The organism is Streptomyces sp. NPDC002785, assembly GCF_040295565.1.
GTDB lineage: Bacteria > Actinomycetota > Actinomycetes > Streptomycetales > Streptomycetaceae > Streptomyces.
This window is the reverse complement of sequence record NZ_JBEOVN010000049.1, coordinates 23,183-40,786: the sequence shown is the minus strand read 5'-3', so window position 1 is coordinate 40,786 and position 17,604 is coordinate 23,183. Positions and strand designations below refer to the sequence as shown.

At 69.1% G+C, this 17,604-nt stretch carries 13 protein-coding genes and 4 tRNA genes; 8 read left to right on the top strand and 9 right to left on the bottom strand.

From position 1 onward, the window contains the following. Positions 1-218: 218 nt before the first annotated feature. The 4 genes from ABTZ94_RS14865 to ABTZ94_RS14850 form a co-directional block, all read right to left on the bottom strand. A complete protein-coding gene (locus ABTZ94_RS14865) occupies positions 219-2,363 on the bottom strand; it encodes an FG-GAP repeat domain-containing protein (RefSeq protein ID WP_351201078.1) in 2,145 nt (714 codons plus the stop codon). 231 nt (positions 2,364-2,594) lie between these two features. Further along, entirely contained in the window at positions 2,595-4,802 is a 2,208-nt protein-coding gene (locus tag ABTZ94_RS14860) for a DEAD/DEAH box helicase (RefSeq protein WP_351201076.1), read from the bottom strand. Between the two features lie 208 nt (positions 4,803-5,010). Beyond that, positions 5,011-5,580: a hypothetical protein gene (locus ABTZ94_RS14855; protein WP_351201075.1), complete on the bottom strand. Its 570-nt coding sequence runs from the start codon at positions 5,578-5,580 to the stop codon at positions 5,011-5,013. 169 nt (positions 5,581-5,749) lie between these two features. Further along, positions 5,750-6,100, bottom strand: coding sequence for a metallopeptidase family protein (locus ABTZ94_RS14850; RefSeq protein ID WP_267004328.1), 351 nt, complete (start codon positions 6,098-6,100; stop codon positions 5,750-5,752). 354 nt (positions 6,101-6,454) lie between these two features. On the opposite strand from ABTZ94_RS14850, the gene ABTZ94_RS14845 reads away from it, so the two are divergent. The 3 genes from ABTZ94_RS14845 (at position 6,455) to ABTZ94_RS14835 (ending at position 6,739) form a co-directional block, all read left to right on the top strand. Continuing rightward, positions 6,455-6,527, top strand: a tRNA-Glu gene (locus ABTZ94_RS14845). A gap of 38 nt (positions 6,528-6,565) precedes the next feature. Further along, positions 6,566-6,640, top strand: a tRNA-Asp gene (locus tag ABTZ94_RS14840). Positions 6,641-6,662: 22 nt separating this feature from the next. Next, positions 6,663-6,739 (top strand) — tRNA-Phe (locus ABTZ94_RS14835). Between the two features lie 38 nt (positions 6,740-6,777). Here ABTZ94_RS14835 and ABTZ94_RS14830 read toward each other — a convergent pair. The 3 genes from ABTZ94_RS14830 to ABTZ94_RS14820 all read right to left on the bottom strand — a co-directional run bounded on the left by ABTZ94_RS14830 (position 6,778) and on the right by ABTZ94_RS14820 (position 8,922). Then, a complete protein-coding gene (locus ABTZ94_RS14830; RefSeq protein ID WP_351201072.1) occupies positions 6,778-7,626 on the bottom strand; it encodes a cytochrome c biogenesis CcdA family protein in 849 nt (282 codons plus the stop codon). Beyond that, positions 7,623-8,417 (bottom strand): DsbA family protein, encoded by a 795-nt coding sequence (locus tag ABTZ94_RS14825; RefSeq protein ID WP_351201070.1) that lies wholly within the window; start codon positions 8,415-8,417, stop codon positions 7,623-7,625. Before ABTZ94_RS14825 ends, ABTZ94_RS14830 begins: the two co-directional genes overlap by 4 nt. A 64-nt stretch (positions 8,418-8,481) precedes the next feature. Beyond that, positions 8,482-8,922, bottom strand: coding sequence for a hypothetical protein (locus ABTZ94_RS14820; RefSeq protein ID WP_351201068.1), 441 nt, complete (start codon positions 8,920-8,922; stop codon positions 8,482-8,484). A gap of 158 nt (positions 8,923-9,080) precedes the next feature. On the opposite strand from ABTZ94_RS14820, the gene hrpA reads away from it, so the two are divergent. From hrpA to ABTZ94_RS14805, 3 genes are all read left to right on the top strand, one after another. Continuing rightward, positions 9,081-13,025, top strand: a complete 3,945-nt coding sequence (gene hrpA / locus ABTZ94_RS14815) for an ATP-dependent RNA helicase HrpA (RefSeq protein ID WP_351201066.1) — start codon at positions 9,081-9,083, stop codon at positions 13,023-13,025. A gap of 115 nt (positions 13,026-13,140) precedes the next feature. Then, positions 13,141-13,215 (top strand) — tRNA-Asp (locus tag ABTZ94_RS14810). A gap of 136 nt (positions 13,216-13,351) precedes the next feature. Next, a complete protein-coding gene (locus ABTZ94_RS14805; RefSeq protein WP_351201064.1) occupies positions 13,352-13,594 on the top strand; it encodes a DUF6274 family protein in 243 nt (80 codons plus the stop codon). Positions 13,595-14,134: 540 nt separating this feature from the next. On the opposite strand, the gene bldC is transcribed toward ABTZ94_RS14805, so the two are convergent. Together bldC and ABTZ94_RS14795 are read right to left on the bottom strand one after the other, a co-directional pair. After that, the gene (gene bldC / locus ABTZ94_RS14800) at positions 14,135-14,341 is read right to left on the bottom strand and encodes a developmental transcriptional regulator BldC (protein WP_003949541.1); all 207 of its coding nucleotides are present in this window, start codon (positions 14,339-14,341) and stop codon (positions 14,135-14,137) included. A 523-nt stretch (positions 14,342-14,864) separates the two neighbouring features. Continuing rightward, complete coding sequence (locus ABTZ94_RS14795) at positions 14,865-15,710, bottom strand: DUF8083 family protein (protein ID WP_351201062.1); 846 nt, start codon at positions 15,708-15,710, stop codon at positions 14,865-14,867. Positions 15,711-15,885: 175 nt separating this feature from the next. On the opposite strand from ABTZ94_RS14795, the gene ABTZ94_RS14790 reads away from it, so the two are divergent. Both ABTZ94_RS14790 and ABTZ94_RS14785 read left to right on the top strand, forming a co-directional pair. Beyond that, positions 15,886-16,977 (top strand): Leu/Phe/Val dehydrogenase, encoded by a 1,092-nt coding sequence (locus ABTZ94_RS14790; RefSeq protein ID WP_351201060.1) that lies wholly within the window; start codon positions 15,886-15,888, stop codon positions 16,975-16,977. 331 nt (positions 16,978-17,308) lie between these two features. Continuing rightward, positions 17,309-17,566, top strand: coding sequence for a DUF3073 domain-containing protein (locus ABTZ94_RS14785; RefSeq protein ID WP_351201059.1), 258 nt, complete (start codon positions 17,309-17,311; stop codon positions 17,564-17,566). Positions 17,567-17,604: the final 38 nt, after the last annotated feature.

Genomic DNA, 17,604 nt, shown 5'->3' with positions numbered 1-17,604 from the left:
CACCACGTGATCATTCCGGGGCCGTCGCCATGCCCGGAAGGCAGATCACGACCGTCACGCATCACGCATGATCAGCCACCCGACAGGCTCTCAGCCCCGTACCCGGCCCCCGCTCGTGCTCATCGCTCAGCCGATCCGCGCGTCGAGCACGGCGCCGGCCGCCGCCATGGAGGTGAGAGCCCGGCCGGTCCCCGGTCGCATCCGCTTCCTCCTACGCGTCAGAAGACGCCCTTGTAGACCTGCCACCCCGTGGCGATCTTCGTACGTGAGCCGAACGAACCCTTGCCGTTGCCGTTGTTGCGGTAGAGATTGCCGGAGCTGTCCCGCTCGACGAGGTCGGCCCTGCCGTCACCGGTGATGTCACCCACCCCGACGATGGTGTTGTACGAGGCGCCCCACGCGGAGAAGACCTTCACCCGTTCCTTCAGCTTCCCGTTGGCGGTGCCGTCGTAGCGGTAGAGCGTGCCGTCCTTGTGACGGGCCAGCACATCGCCGTACCCGTCGCCGTCGAGGTCTCCGGCTCCCACGATCTTCGTGTAGATGGTCCAGGACGAACGGATCTTGACCCCGGCCTTCAGCTTGCCGCGGCCGTCGTTGGCGAAGAGGTAGATGTCGCTGGTCGACGCCTTGCGCGCGAGCAGATCGGTGCGGCCGTCACCGGTCAGATCGCCGGGCGCGGTCAGGACGTTGTACGCGTTCCAGCCCGTGCCGAGCGAGGTGTGGCTGCTGTTCGGGGTGTACGGGTTGCCGCACCTTCCGCCGTACCGGCGCAGCTCCCCGTTCGGCATCCGTACGAGCATCTCGGAGCACCGGTCGCTGCCCATGTCCCCGAACGGGACGGCCAGCGTGCCCTTGGGCCAGCCGGAGCCTGAGCGCTTCCAGTCGAACGTGCCCTTGCCCTCGGTGTAGTGAAGGGTCAGCGCACCGGCGGAGTTGAGCGTGACCAGCTCGCCGAAGTCGTTGCCGCCCTGGTCGTGGTGGCCCGGGAGGCCGCCGCCGACCGAGATCTTTCCGCTGGTGGTGTACGTGCCGTCGCCCTCGGCGGCCCTGGCGGTCAGCGTCCAGGTGTGGACCCCGTTGGCCGGGTAGCCACCCGTGCCCGTCCGGCCGTCCCAGTTGACCTCGACCTCGGCCCCGGGCCCGCCGGAGAAGGTACGGACCGTGCGCCCGCGGACGTCCTTCACAACGAAGTTCCAGGTCACGGGCTTGTTGAACTGCCAGGTGCTGTTCCAGGCCGGGGAATGGCCGTTTTCGACGCCCTTGATGTCGATGGAGCCGTCGCCGAGATCCGACTCGATGCCCGCCAGCGGCTGCGAAGGCGCCTCGCTCCGCACGATACGGATCGCCTTGTCCGGTCCGACGTACGCGATGTCTCCGCCGAACTTGTCCACGGCCCAGGTCAGCCTGCGCTGGTCGACGGTGCTGCCCGCGGGCAGATCCGCGATCTCCCGGGGCGCCGCGGCCTTGCCGGTGTGGAAGTCGGTGAGCACCAGCTTCCCGGCGGACCGGTCGTGCCGCACGAGATAGCCGTCGCCTACGAGCACGGCACCGGACGGCACGGTGAAGCTCTTCCTCGCCGTACGGTCGTACACACCGGCCGCACCGCCCGTACCGCAGTTCCAGTAGATCCAGCGTCCGACAGTCTGAAGTTCCTTGACCACACAAGGCGCACCGGTGGCGACCGTCTCGACGACCTTCTTCCGTTCGAGGTCGGTCGCGGTGACGGCTCCGGCGGTGGAACTCGCCGTCCACAGCACAGAACCCCATACCGAGGCGGCGGTGACGGGCCGGGTCATCCGCACATTCGTCGTGCGGTATTCGGAGACGTAGTCGATGTACTGCTTGCCGGTCGATGCCGCGTTGTAGACGAAGTACCGTCCGGTGGCGTCCACGAACTGACCGCCCGTCACACCGGGCTCGTCGGACGAGTGGTAGCTGTTCGCCGTCAGCCAGATCTGGGCATACTCCTGGCCGTTGTCGACGCTGAAGCGGCCCAGATGGCCGTTCCCGGTGGCGCGCAGTGGTACGCAGGAACCGGCGTCGCAGGGCACGCGCTTGATGTGGTCGCCGGTCGCGTAGGTGCCGACGAACCCCATCGAGGTCCGGTCGCCGGCCGTCGTCCCGTCCGGGGCGATCCGGCGCGCGTAGGCGTACTGCAGGCCGTTCGCCGCGACTTCCACCGTGTTCAGCGTTCCGCCGGCAAAGTCGATGCCCCAGACCCCGTCCGTCTGCACGGGAGTGGGCGTGTCCGCGGCACTGGCGCTCGGCATCGCGCCGAGACCGGCCGCGACCGCGGTGAGAGCGGCCAGGACGGCGCGACGGCGCCCGACGGCACGGGTGGCTGAAGAAGCAAGGCGTACCAAGAGTCAATCCTCTCCGAAATGCCCGAAAGGCGTGGAGGACACAGGTGTTCAGCGGCGGCCCGCCGCAAAGGAATCGCGCAAAGCCCCCCGGCCGTACCCCTGTGCAAGTCGCCGGATATTAACAGCGGTTGCTCATGTGAGAGAAGTGAAAAGAAAAGCGGGCCCACTCGTAAAGAGCGGGCCCGCTTTCCATGGACCTTTCAGCGGACCTTCAGCAGGTCCTCACCGCGTTCAGCCGTTGCGCTTCCAGCGCGGCTTGTCGTCGCGGCGGCCGAAGGAACCGGTGTTGGTGCCGGTGCCACGGTGGTCGTCGCGGCGGCCGGTCGGACGGTCGCTGCCACCGGAGCGGAAGCCGCCCGAGGGACGGTCGTCACGACGGTCGCGGTTGAACGGACGGTCGCTGCCGCCGGAGCGGAAGCCGCCCGAGGGGCGGTCGTCGCGACGGTCGCGGTTGAACGACGGACGGTCGTTGTCGCGGCGGTCGAAGGAACGGCCATCACGGTCGTCACGGCGGTCGTTGGAGCGGAAGCCGCCCGACGGACGGTCGTCACGGCGGTCACGGCTGAAGGACGGACGGTCGTTGTCGCGGCGGAAGCCACCCGACGAACGGTCGTCACGACGCTGGAAACCACCACGGTCGCCACCACGGTCGTCACGGCGGTCACGGTTGAACGACGGACGGTCGTTGTCGCGGCGGAAGCCACCCGACGAACGGTCGTCACGACGCTGGAAACCACCACGGTCGCCACCACGGTCGTTGCCACCGCGGTAGCCGCCACGGTCGCCGCCGCGGTCGCCGCCGCGGTTGTCCCGGCGGTCGAAGTTGCCGCGGTCGTCGCGACGGTCGTCACGGGCGGTGGGCTGCTCCGGTACGGAGACGGCGGCCTCGATCGCGGCCTCCGCCTCGGCGGCGGCCTCGGCCACCGCGACCTCGGGGTCGTCGCCCCGCTCGCGCGCGGCTCGGGCGACCAGGCGGTCGGCCTCCTCGCGCAGCTCGCCGGCGCGGCGCTGGACGCGCTCCAGCTGCTTGGTCAGGTCGGCGACCTCGCGCTCGGCCTGCTTGGCGGCGTTGTTCGCGGAGTCGGCCTGGACCTCGGTCAGCGAACGGGCGCCGGTGATCTCGGCGACCTCCGGGTCGAAGGCACCCGCGCCGCCCACGATGTGACGCGAGGCGTCGACGCCCGCGTCCTCCATGAGGCGGAAGATCTGACGGCGCTGGTGCGGCAGCGCCAGCGAGACGACGACACCGGACTTGCCGGCACGGGCGGTACGGCCCGAGCGGTGCAGGTAGTCCTTGTGGTCACCGGCCGGGTCCACGTTCAGCACGAGGTCGATGCCGTCGACGTGGATACCGCGGGCGGCGACGTCGGTCGCGACGAGGGCGTTGACGTAACCGTCCTTGAAGTCGGCGAGCACGCGGGTACGGGCACCCTGCGTCATGCCGCCGTGCAGCGCGTCCGCCTTCACGCCGGCCTCGACCAGCTGCTCGGCGATGCGGTCGGCGCCCAGCTGGGTGCGGACGAAGATGATGGTGCGGCCCTTGCGGGCGGCGATGGCGGAGGTGACCGGCGCCTTGTCCTTCGGCTTCACGACGAGGACGTGGTGCGTCATGGTCGTGACGTTGCCCTGGGCGCTGTCGACCTCGTGGCTCACCGGGTTGTCCAGGTAGCGCTTGACCAGCGTGCCGATCTCGTTCTCCATCGTGGCGGAGAAGAGCATGCGCTGACCGCCGACCGGAACCTGGTCGAGCAGCTCGGTGACCTCGGGCAGGAAGCCCAGGTCGGACATCTGGTCGGCCTCGTCGAGGACGGCGACCTGGACGTTCTCCAGGGAGCAGGCGCCCCGGTTGATGATGTCGCGCAGCCGGCCCGGGGTGGCGACGAGGACGTCGACACCGCGCTCCAGCGCGTAGATCTGGTTGCCCATCGAGGTACCGCCGCAGACGACCTTCATCTTCAGGCCGAGCACATCGCCGTACGGCTGCAGCGCGTCCGCGACCTGCATCGCGAGCTCACGGGTCGGGGTAAGGATGACCGCGCGGGGCTTCTTCTTCTCGGTGTGGCCGCCGGCCAGCGTGGCCAGGGTCGGCAGACCGAAGGAGAGCGTCTTGCCGGAGCCGGTACGGCCGCGGCCCAGGATGTCCTTGCCGGCCAGGGCGTCCGGAATGGTCGCGGCCTGGATCGGGAAGGGCGCGGTCACACCGTTCTGCGCGAGCTTGCGGACGATGCCCTCGGGCAGGCCCAGGTCGGCGAAAGTGATGGTCGGCTCCGCGTCCGCGTCCGCGTCGGCGGCGGCGGAGTCGGAGTCGGTGTCGGCCTGCGAGGCGTCGACCTCGATGGAGTCGGCGGACTCGGCGACGACGGCCTCTGCGGCCTCGACGAGCTCGTCGTTCTCGATGTTCTCGGGCATGACGGTGTGGTCAGAACTGGAAATTGACATGCGAAATGCGAAACCTTCCGGAGTCTCGGCACGCGCCCGTAACTCCGTGATTCGCAATTTCGACCGCCTCAATGCGGTCCAGCCACGGCAAGGGAGAGTACGCGCCACACGGCGCGCTTCTGTTTCGGCGCCGGGCAATGGGATCAAACGATCTACCACCATACGCACTCCCCCCCACATTGCGCAAACCGCCCTCCTTCGGCCCCTGCTACACCGGCCCCGCCTGCGGCGAGACGTCCGGCGTCCGCAGTGCCCACGGCTTCCTGGGCGCACTCATCGCGTGGTGGCGGAGCTGAGCCGCCGACGAGGCGGACGGCTGCGGCGACGGTTCCGAGGGCTCCGGCTCCGGGGAGGCGGGCGGCTCGGGTGTGGCCGACTCGGACGGCGGCGGGGATTCGGGCTGCTGCGGGACCCCAGGCCCCGGCTGCGGGGCCGAGGGCGCCGGCAGCCCGCCACCCCCTGTCGGCCCCGGGTCACCCGGCTTCGCGCCGGGGCGCACGCCGCCGGGCGAGCCCGAAGGGCCGGCGGAGCCGCTCGGCTCCGGAGGTTCGGCCACCTCCCGTTCGGAATGCGCCTCGGCACCGCCATCACCGGTGCGGGCGCCACCCGTGCCCGCCACGGTGCCGCCGTCCGGCCCCGCCGCGCTCCCCTTCGGCTCGGACGACGGCGACGGCGCCGGTTTCCCTCCGTCATCGCCGACGCTCATGCAGCCTGTGGACGCGGCGACCGTCACTGCGATGACGGCCGCCCATCGGACGGGAGCGGACAACTGGCGCACGGGAGGCACCTCCGGGGGTACGAGGAGAGGCGGAGCGGTACGGGAAGAAGCGGGGGCGCCGTGCCCAACTCCCTTTGCCCCGCCGGGGACACGCCCCGCGCCCGGCTCGCACACCTCCCGCACGCCTCCTGCGCGCTGCCCGCACACCGCCCGCACCACGCTTGCGCGCTCATCCGTAGCCGAGTGCGTGCAGCCTCTCGTCATCGATGCCGAAGTGATGGGCGATCTCATGGACGACCGTGATCTCGGTCTCGACGACGACGTCCTCGCGCGACTCGCACATCCGCAGCGTCGGCCCGCGGTAGATGGTGATCCGGTCCGGCAGCACCCCCGCGTACCACTCGCCGCGATCGGTCAGCGGCGTGCCCTCGTAAAGCCCGAGCAGCTCCGGATCGCCCGGGTCCGGTTCGTCCTCGACAAACACCGCGACGTTGTCCATCAGCCGCGTCAGCTCCGGCGGGATCCGGTCCAGCGCCTCGGCGACCAGTTCTTCGAACTCTTCGCGTGTCATCTCCAGCACCCCGCCATTGTCCCGTACGGACGCCCGGCGCGCCCCGGTCCGAACCGCCCGCCGTGCGCGGCCCGGGGCGCGATCGGCCCCGGGCGGCCCCGGCCCGACGACGAGGCCGGCCGCTGTGCGCCGGAGGAGAACCCGGCCGGAGCGACCCCTTCGCCTATTCGGTTTGGCCGACGCCGAAACGCCGTAGTACAGTCTCCGACGTGCCCAAGGGCGCCGGTCAGGGCTTGACCGTTCTGAGACCCCGGAGGTTGAAGGAGAAGCGGAACCTCTAGAGGGGAAGCAGAGCCACATGCTTCTCACGTCTCCACCACCCTTTAGGGTGACAGACACAGAAGCAGCGGTACGAGTAGTTCTGCCCTCATCGTCTAGTGGCCCAGGACGCCGCCCTTTCAAGGCGGTAGCACGGGTTCGAATCCCGTTGGGGGCACGCACCATCCTGTGCGACACTTAGTCGCACAACAGCTTGGTCCTGTGGAGCAGTTTGGAGTGCTCGCCACCCTGTCAAGGTGGAGGCCGCGGGTTCAAATCCCGTCAGGACCGCTGCAGCCTGTATGAGCTGCGTGGCTGGGTAGCTCAGTTGGTACGAGCGATCGCCTGAAAAGCGATAGGTCGCCGGTTCGATCCCGGCCCCAGCCACCACCCGAAGGCCCCGTCCCCCGGACGGGGCCTTCGTCGTGTCAGGCCTCTTCCCGGTCCGCCGCTTTCACGCCCCGGCGGCGCCACGCCCGTACCGCCAGCACCAGCAGCACCACCGCGACCGCGGCCACCAGGGCCGTTGCGTCCGGCACATGCTCTCCGATGCGCTGGGCCCACTGCTCGACGGCGAATGATTCGTCCACGTCCAGCAGTCCGGGCAGTGCCGTCGTCCCGTCGTACGCGAGGAACAGCGCGCCGAGACCGATGAAGAAGAGCCCCGACAGCAGCGTCGTGGTGTGCAGCTCGAAGCGGCCGAGCCGGAAGGGACGACCCCGCAGCCAGGCCCGCCGGCCCAGGTCGAAGCGTTCCCAGAGCAGCGCGAGCAGGAAGAGCGGGACCGCCATGCCGAGGGCGTAGACGGCGAGCAGCAGTCCGCCGTAGACCGGGCTGCCGCTGACCGCCGCCACGGTGAGGACGCTGCCGAGGATCGGGCCCGCGCAGAAACCGGCCAGTCCGTATACGGCGCCCAGCGCATAGACGGATACGGCGGTGGTCGGACGGATCCGGCCGCTGAGGGCGGCGATCCGGCGCGAGGCGAAACCCAGACCCACGATCTGCGCGATACCGAGCACGATGATCAGCCACCCGGCGCCGAGGACGAGCGCGTCGCGGTGGCTGTAGAAGAGCCGTCCCGCGTACGAGCCCGCGGCGCCGAGCGGGACCAAGGTGGTGGCCAGACCGGCGTAGAAAATGCCGGTACGGGCCAGGAGCCGCGAGGTGGAGTCGATGGAGTACGCGAAGAAGGCGGGCAGCAGCAGCGCGCTGCACGGGCTGACCAGGGCGAGCAGTCCGCCGAGGAAGGCCGCGAAGTAGCCGATGTCAGCCGTCATTTCGCGCTGCCCTCGGCGTCTTCGGTGTCCTCGCCGCCCTTGGCGTCCTCGGTGTTGCGGGCCTTTTCGGCCGCCGCCTCGATGGCCTGGGTGAAGGTCTCCATCGGCTGGGCTCCGGCGATCGGGCGGCCGTTGATCAGGAACGACGGGGTGGAGGTCGCACCGATCCCGTATCCCTGTTCCTGGTCCTTGCTCACCGCGGCGGAGGCGGCGGAGCTGTCGGCGTCGCGCGCGAACCGGTCGAGGTCCGCGACCCCGGCCTGCTGGGCGAGCGCCTTCAGCCGGTCCTTGCCGAACCCCTTCTCCTCGGCCCCCTCGGCGTACGCGGCACGGTGGAACTGCCAGAAGCGGCCCTGCTGGCCGGCGGCCCAGGCGGCGCGGGCCGCGGCCTCGGACTCGGCGCCGAAGATCGGGAAGTTGCGCCACTCGATGCGCAGGGTGCCGTCGTCGACATACTTCTTCACCAGGGCCGGTTCGGTGTCGCGGGCGAATTTGCCGCAGTAGCCGCACTTGAAGTCGGCGTACTCGATGAGGACGACGGGCGCGTCCACCCGGCCCTGCGCGAGCTTGTCACCGGCGTCGCGCCGGGCGAGCTTCGCCAGCTCCGGCTGGACGCCGGTGTCCGGGTCCGCGGTGACATCGGCGACCGACGAGGAGGAAGAACCCGAGTGGTCGGGGGCGGTGGCCCGGTAGGAGACGAAGCCGAGCAGGGCTGCGGCGAGGACGACTCCGGCGCCGTAGATCAGCGGCTTCCTGGATGACGGCGTACGTGAGGACGTGGACTTGGACATGCGGGACTCCGTGCTGGTGATGTGGGAGGGAGGGAAAAGGTACGGCCGGTTGGAGAGCGGCCGTCTACACCCTCAGTACGGAGAGCTCGACCGGAGTGGGCGCGACAGCCGCGGGGCCGCGCAGCTTTATCCGTACGGGCGGGCCGACGAGTCCCTGTCCGGTGGCGGCGGGCAGGCCCCACGCGGCGAGGCCGGGCGCCTGGTCGTACGCCGCACGGGCCCGGCCCGGCAGAGCGGGCTCACCGTCCTCGTGCTTCCGGCCCTTGCCGCACCCCGGAGCCTCGTGCCGGTCCACGGCCGACGCGGCGGTCAGGGTGGGGCTGTCCGAGGCGGCCGCCCTTTCGGCGCCGGTCTCGGCAGCCGCGGCGACCGTACGTTCCGTGCCGGCCGCAGCAGCCGCGGCCGTACGCCCCGCATCACCCGCGACAGCCGTCGCCGGACCGCAGAACAGCCCCAGTGCGACCGCGAGCACCGCCATCAGGCGGCACCACTGCGTACGGGACACGGCGACCGGCCTTTCCGGACAGGGGCAACGGGTGGTCAGCTGCCGGAAATGGTACGTGCTGTGATCCCGCGCCTCCGAGCAGTGCCGATGTGTGGTGACCCGGACCGCACGAAATGTGTTCGCCGTTCTTCGGGCCCGGGTGAGATCCTGGGGTCCGTATGTCTACTTCCTTCGCTGATCTCCAGTCCCAGCTCGGACAGATCTCGCTCCGCGATGCACACCGGCTCGGCCGTCGTCTCGAAGGGGCGCGCCGCATCCGTAAGCCCGAGGCCCGGCAGTCCGTGCTGGACGAGATCGCCACCGAGGCCGGTAAGGCGGCCGAGCGGCTCGCACTGCGCGCCGAGCGGATGCCCGTACTGTCGTACCCGCAACAGCTCCCGGTCAGTCAGAAGAAGGACGAGATCCTGGAGGCGATACGCGACCATCAGGTCGTGATCGTCGCCGGGGAGACCGGTTCCGGCAAGACCACGCAGATCCCCAAGATCTGTATGGAGCTGGGGCGTGGTGTCCGGGGCATGATCGGGCACACCCAGCCGCGCCGGATCGCGGCGCGTACGGTCGCCGAGCGCGTCGCCGACGAGCTGAAGACCCCGCTGGGCGAGACCGTCGGCTGGAAGGTCCGCTTCACCGACCAGGTGAACCCCGACGCGACGTTCGTCAAGCTGATGACGGACGGCATCCTGCTCGCCGAGATCCAGACGGACCGCGAGCTGCGCGCGTACGACACGATCATCATCGACGAGGCCCACGAGCGGTCGCTGAACATCGACTTCCTGCTCGGCTATCTGGCCAGGCTGCTGCCCAAGCGCCCGGATCTGAAGGTCGTCATCACCTCGGCGACGATCGACCCCGAGCGGTTCGCGCGCCACTTCGGCCAGGCGCCCGTCGTCGAGGTCAGCGGACGTACGTACCCGGTCGAGGTGCGTTACCGCCCCCTCCTGGAGGAAGAGGGCGAGGACTCCGACCGCGACCAGATCACCGCGATCTGCGACGCCGTCGACGAGCTCCAGTCGGAGGGCCCGGGCGATGTCCTGGTCTTCCTCTCCGGCGAGCGCGAGATCCGCGACACCGCGGACGCGCTGAACAAGAAGAACCTCCGCCACACCGAGGTGCTCCCCCTCTACGCACGCCTCTCGCACGCCGAGCAGCACCGCGTGTTCCAGCGCCATACGGGCCGCAGAATCGTCCTGGCGACCAACGTCGCCGAGACCTCGCTGACCGTCCCCGGCATCAAGTACGTGATCGACCCGGGCAACGCCCGGATCTCCCGCTACAGCCACCGCACCAAGGTCCAGCGGCTGCCGATCGAGCGGATCTCGCAGGCCAGCGCCAACCAGCGCAAGGGCCGCTGCGGCCGTACATCGGACGGCATCTGCATCCGGCTGTACTCCGAGGACGACTTCCTGACCCGTCCGGAGTTCACCGACCCCGAGATCCTGCGTACGAACCTGGCCTCCGTCATCCTCCAGATGACCGCGGCCGGCCTCGGCGACATCGAGAAGTTCCCCTTCATCGACCCGCCGGACCACCGCAACATCCGCGACGGCATCCAGCTCCTTCAGGAGCTCGGTGCGCTCGACCCGGACGAAAAAGATCCGAAGAAGCGGCTCACCCAGCTCGGCCGGAAGCTCTCGCAACTGCCCGTCGACCCGCGCCTGGCCCGCATGGTCATCGAGGCCGAGCGCAACGGCTGTGCCCGTGAGGTCATGGTGATCGCGGCTGCGCTCTCCATCCAGGACCCGCGCGAGCGGCCCTCGGAGAAGCAGACGCAGGCCGATCAGCAGCACGCCCGCTTCAAGGACGAGACGTCCGACTTCCTGGCGTTCCTGAATCTGTGGCGGTACATCCGTGAGCAGCAGAAGGAGCGCGGCTCGTCGAGCTTCCGCCGGATGTGCAAGCAGGAGTATCTGAACTTCCTGCGCATCCGCGAATGGCAGGACATCTACGCGCAGCTGCGCACGGTCGCCAAGCAGATGGACATCCACCTGAACGAGGAGGATGCGCCGGAGCAGGCGGTGCACACCTCGCTGCTGGCCGGGCTGCTCTCGCACATCGGGCTGAAGGACACCGAGAAGAACGAGTACCTGGGCGCCCGAAGCGCCAAGTTCGCGATCTTCCCCGGATCGGCGCTCTTCAAGAAGCAGCCGCGGTTCGTGATGTCGGCCGAGCTGGTCGAGACGTCCCGGCTGTGGGCGCGGGTCAACGCCAAGGTCGAGCCGGAGTGGATCGAGCCGCTGGCCCAGCATCTGCTGAAGCGCACCTACAGCGAACCGCACTGGGAGAAGGACCAGGCGGCGGTGATGGCGTACGAGCGGGTCACGCTGTACGGGGTACCGATCGTCGCCCAGCGTAAGATCAATTTCGGCCGTATCGACGCCGAGACCTCCCGCGATCTGTTCATCCGCAACGCCCTGGTCGAGGGCGACTGGCGGACGCACCACCAGTTCTTCCACGACAACCGCAAGCTCCTCGGTGAGGTCGAGGAGCTGGAGCACCGCGCCCGGCGGCGCGACATCCTCGTGGACGACGAGACGCTCTTCGACTTCTACGACCAGCGCATCCCCGAGCACGTGGTCTCCGGCGCGCACTTCGACTCCTGGTGGAAGCACAAGCGCCGCGACGAGCCGGACGCGCTGGACTTCGAGCGCTCGATGCTCATCAACGAGAAGGCCGGGGCCGTCACCAAGGACGACTACCCGGACTCCTGGCGGCAGGGGAAGCTCAAGTTCAGGGTGACGTACCAGTTCGAGCCCGGCGCGGACGCGGACGGTGTGACCGTCCACGTCCCGCTCCAGGTGCTCAATCAGGTCACCGCCGAGGGCTTCGACTGGCAGATTCCGGGCCTGCGCGAGGAAGTGGTCACCGAGCTGATCCGCTCGCTGCCCAAGCCGATCCGCCGGCACTACGTCCCCGCGCCGAACTACGCGGGCAAGTTCCTGGACCGGGCGGTCCCGTCCGCCTCCGGCGGCCCGATGTCGCAGCAGGAGCCGCTGCCGGTCACGCTGGCCCGGGAGCTCCAGCGGATGGTCGGCGTCCCGGTCACGGCCGACGACTTCGACCTGACCCGCATCCCGGACCACCTGAAGATCACTTTCCGGATCGTCGACGAGCGGCGCCGCAAGGTGGCCGAGGACAAGGATCTGGAGGCGCTGAAGCTCCAGCTGCGCCCCAAGGCCCGTCAGGCCCTCTCCAAGGCCGCCGCGGCCACCGCGGGGCCCTCTGGCGAGTCCATCGAGCGTTCGGGCCTCACGGACTGGACGATCGGCACGCTGAACCGGATCTTCGAGACCCGCCGGGCCGGCCAGCCGGTCAAGGCGTACCCGGCGCTCGTGGACCAGAGCGAGACCGTGGCCGTACGGCTCTTCGACACCGAGGCCGAGCAGCAGCAGGCGATGTGGCGCGGCACCCGGAAGCTGATCCTGCTGAACATCCCGGTGAACCCGGCCAAGTTCGCCTCGGACAAGCTGACGAACCAGCAGAAGCTGGCCCTGTCCCGCAATCCGCACGGCTCCATCCAGGCGCTCTTCGAGGACTGCGCGACGGCGGCCGCCGACCGGCTGATCGGTGCGCACGGCGGCCCGGCCTGGGACGAGGAGTCGTTCCGCAAGCTGTACGACAAGGTGCGCGCCGACCTCGTGGCGCTGACCGAGCACGCGGTCAAGCAGGTGCAGCAGGTGCTGGCCGCCTGGCAGGCCTGCGAGCGGCGTCTGAAGGCCACCAACAGCCTCGTCCTGGTCAACAACGTCACAGATGCACGGGACCAGCTCGCGGCCCTCGTGCCGCCGGGCTTCGTCACAGCGACCGGGCTGCGCCGGCTACCCGACCTGATGCGCTATCTGGTCGCCGTGGACCGTCGGCTCCAGCAGATGCCGACGGCCGTCCAGCGGGACACCACGCGCATGGGGAAGGTCCACGAGATGCAGGACGAGTACGCCTGGCTGCTCGAACAGATGCCGCAGGGCAGGCCCGTTCCGCAGGAGGTCCTGGACATCCGCTGGATGATCGAGGAGCTCCGGGTCAGCTATTTCGCGCACGCTCTGGGGACGGCCTACCCCGTCTCCGACAAGCGGATCGTGAAGGCGATCGACGCGGTGGCCCCGTGAGAGGGCCCCGGTCGGAGCCGTAACGGAACCACCACCTTCGGTGAGGTCGACCGGACCTGCTGACCTGCTGTACAGTCTGTCTTCGTAGCCAGCCGCAAGGCAGCAGCGAAAACCTGGTCCTGTGGAGCAGTTTGGAGTGCTCGCCACCCTGTCAAGGTGGAGGCCGCGGGTTCAAATCCCGTCAGGACCGCAGTAACGAAAGCCCGGATCCTTCTGGATCCGGGCTTTCGCGCGTCTTGACTCCGGCAGCTGCCGACGAGTACTCAGACACCAGGGGCTGCCCCTGTTCCCGGCACGGGGCGGCGGTGCACCGAGAGGCGGCGCGTATGGCGGTGTCCACCGAGTACGAGACCCGCGCGCTCCTGCGCGCCCATCGGGCCACCGCTTCCGGCTATCGCCACCTCACTCGCCACTGCCCGATCTGCCATCAGCTCCTGCGGCTCGCCATGGAGCCCGTGACGGCCTTTCGGGCCACTTCCCCGCCCGAGCCGCCAGTCCCGCGCACGGGGCGCCGGAGCGGCGCCCAGGAAGGCCGGGAGGCGCAGGACGAAAGCCCTTCGACCGGGTGACCAATGGCGAGGTATTCCGCTTCTTGAACGTGGCAGGCTCGTACCTGGCAAGACTCATGCAGTGTGACGGGAGTCACCGAAAGAGTTTTGAGGAGGAGTGACCTTACACCCTTCCTACAACTGGCGAATTTAATATGTGCAATTGCACCACTCGGACGGGAGCACCACGGGGCCTTCCGAACCGCCCCGGCCCGGCTTCCCCGGGGCGGCCGGGAACAGTCCCGCACAGACCCGTGCAAGCCCGCACGGCACCCCGGCCGGAGCCAACCGGACGCCCGGTTTCCTACGACCCCCGAGCCGCCCGGGGCAGCGCGCAGGGAAGGCTCGCCCGGGGCAGCGTGCAGGAAAGGCCTCCGGGGCCGTGAGAGCACAAAAAAGATCGCGCTGGACCCGGCGGAGTCCAGCGCGATCGAACGACGCACCCGTATTGCACAGGTATGGCGCCCGTTGGGGCGGGCGCCCGTCATTTGGAGCTATGGGTGAGCCTGCACGGGTTGGGGGACCCGGGAAGCCCGGTTGTGGCGCGGCGACAGGGGTGTGTCAGGCCTCGCTGCGCTGCTGCGGAATACCCGCAAGCAGTGCGCGGACCTCTGCCTCGCGGTACCGGCGATGTCCACCGAGCGTACGGATGGACGTGAGCTTGCCCGCCTTGGCCCAGCGGGTAACCGTCTTCGGGTCCACGCGGAACATCGTGGCAACCTCAGCCGGGGTCAGCAGCGGCTCGGCATCAGGGGTGCGAGCGGTCATGAGCGGCCTCCTCGGGAGAACCGAACCATCTCGGTTCTTTCCTCTAAATTCTGCACCTTGACCCGCGTTGCCCGAAATGGCGGACGCGGGCCGAGTCGGTTATAGGACGAACGGCTTGTCCTCGGCACTACAACTACACCATCCGTCCAGCCGCGTCGGCCAAACCGATGGAATTGCCCTCCCAGGTGTTCATCAGCGACGGAAGCCGATGGACCATGCCATAGCGGACAGTCACACCACCGTGACGATCAGTCACAGAGTGATCAGGAGCCATCAGACCCCCCATAGCGTGCAATGCTGAGCAATCCGCCCTTAATTGGACGGATGGAGCCCTCCCCAGACTCCTTGTCCTATTTTGGCACGAGGAGTAGGGAAGGACGCAAGGGCCCAGTTAGTGCTATCCATCACGCTTGAGGCAAAGGCCCGGTTCGGGACGTAGGTCCTAAGATCGCTGAGGCATGCTTCCGCCACTTCATCCTCACGTGCCGGACGCGTCACAGGTTCAGACTGGGATGAGGTCCCGTCAGTTCGCGAATTGACGATTCCTTACCGCCCGCCAGCGCTCCGCCAGCCGCCCGTATGCCTCACTCGCCCCTTCGGCGTCGCCGGCCTGCAGCGCCGCGATGCCCTCGGCCACATCGGCGGCCGAGCGGTCCCCGGCGAGCTGCTCCGCCGGCAGTGCGTGCACCAGACCTGCGTAGTCCAGCTCGACCAGTGCGCGCGGATGGAACTCCTCCAGCCAGCGCCCCACATCCACCAGCCCCTCGGTCAGCGGCCCTTCGTCCACGGCCTCCCGCAGCGTCCTCAGCGCCCGGGCCAGCCGGCGCCGGGCCTGGACCATCGGCGTCCGGTAGCGCAGCACGGGCGGCTCGCCGTCCTCGCCCGCCTCCGCGTACTCCCGCTCCTCGTCGGAGAAGAGCACGAACCAGCGCACCGGGACCTGCCACACCGAGGTGAGGATCCAGGGCCTGGCGTCCGGATTGCGCTCCGCCCACCGCTCGTGGTCCGCGACGACCTGCCCGCGCACCACCGGCGGCAGCACCGCGTCGAGCACCGGTCCGGGGAACATCTCCATCAGCTCGTCCAGCGCCAGCCAGCCGCGCAGCCTGGTCCGCCACGGACAGACGCACACCACACCGTCCATCTCGGCGACGAACGCGTCCCCACTCTCGTGCGCCGGCACGCCGACCGGCGGTGTGGCCACCAAGTCGGCTAGCGAACGGCGCAGTTCGTCCTGGGCCGTGGGCATACGGGATCGCCCTGCGTAACGGGCCCAGTGGCCGCGTTCGGGCTCCGGGAAGGCGGCCAGCGGCTCGTACACCCGGAGGTAGGACGCGTAGGGGACGAGCACTGAAGACACCACCGACATGCAGCAAATCGTGTCATGCCCGTACTCCGCCGGGGGGTGATCCTCAGCACTGGCAGAGATCTACGTGCGCGTAGGACTTACGCTCTTGCCAAGTCGGACCGGCCGGGCCGGCCGATCCGGGGCCCTCCCCACCTTCAGGAGGGTCTCCGCCGCTTCGTACTTGGGAGTCACCACAGTGACCGATGTGACCGGCGCGCCTGTCGATGTACTGCACACCCTGTTCCACTCGGATCAGGGTGGCCACGAGCAAGTCGTGCTCTGCCAGGACCGTGCCAGCGGCCTCAAGGCCGTCATCGCCATCCACTCCACCGCTCTGGGCCCAGCCCTCGGCGGCACCCGCTTCTACCCGTACGCCTCCGAGGAGGAGGCCGTCGCTGATGCGCTGAACCTCTCGCGCGGTATGTCGTACAAGAACGCCATGGCCGGTCTCGACCACGGTGGCGGCAAGGCCGTCATCATCGGGGATCCCGAGCAGATCAAGTCCGAAGAACTGCTGCTGGCCTACGGCCGGTTCGTGGCCTCGCTCGGCGGCCGCTACGTGACGGCCTGCGACGTCGGCACCTATGTCGCCGACATGGACGTCGTCGCTCGCGAGTGCCGCTGGACCACCGGCCGTTCCCCGGAGAACGGTGGCGCCGGCGACTCCTCGGTCCTCACCGCATTCGGTGTCTTCCAGGGCATGCGGGCCTCCGCCCAGCACCTCTGGGGCGACCCGACCCTACGTGGCCGAAAAGTGGGGGTCGCCGGAGTCGGCAAGGTCGGCCACCACCTGGTCGAGCACCTGCTGTCGGACGGCGCGGAGGTCGTGATCACGGATGTGCGGGAGGAGTCCGTCCGCCGCATCACCGATCAGCACCCCGCGGTGGCCGTCGCCGCGGACACCGCGGCGCTGATCCGTACCGAGGGCCTCGACATCTACGCCCCGTGCGCGCTCGGCGGCGCGCTGAACGACGACACCGTTCCGGTACTCACCGCCAAGGTGGTGTGCGGCGCGGCCAACAACCAGCTCGCACACCCCGGCGTCGAGAAGGACCTCGCGGACCGGTCGATCCTGTACGCACCCGACTACGTGGTGAACGCGGGCGGTGTCATCCAGGTCGCCGACGAACTGAACGGGTTCGACTTCGACCGGTGCAAGGCCAAGGCATCGAAGATCTTCGACACCACGCTCGCCATATTCGCACGTGCGAAGGATGATGGCATTCCGCCGGCTGCCGCGGCCGACCGGATCGCCGAACAGCGAATGGCCGAAGCACGCCGTAGCTGACAGTAGCGGGGGCGTCGCCCGGCGTCCCCGCTTCTTCTTCGCCTGCCGCCCTCTTCTTGGCATGCGACCCGCCGACCAGCGAGACAAGTCTCACGCCGGTCGGCGGGTCGCATGCCAAGAAGAGGTTAAAATCGCAGTTGACCAGCGAGGACGGGGCTTCTCGCCGGTCCTCTTCCGGGGCACGTGATGCGGGCGGCGTACCGTATGGCCGCGGAAGCAGGTACCGTTAAAGCCCTACGGGCACGGTCTCTCTGCCGAGAGTCCGTCCTGAAACATGAACGCGTGTCAAGACTCTGGGGCCGTCGAGCCCCGTCACCGAGGGGGTCGAGCCATGGGGCGCGGCCGGGCAAAGGCCAAGCAGACCAAGGTCGCCCGCCAGCTGAAGTACAGCAGCGGCGGGACTGACCTGTCGCGTCTGGCCAATGAGCTGGGCGCATCGCCTTCGAGTCAACCACCGAACGCAGAGCCGTTCGAGGACGACGACAAGGAAGATGACCCGTACGCACAGTACGCGGATCTGTATAACGACGACGAGGACGAGGACGAGGACGATCAGTCCGGTCCGTCGTCACAGCGCCGCGGCGCTTGACCTCGCGCTGACACATCAACCCGGTCCGGGCCTGTCCC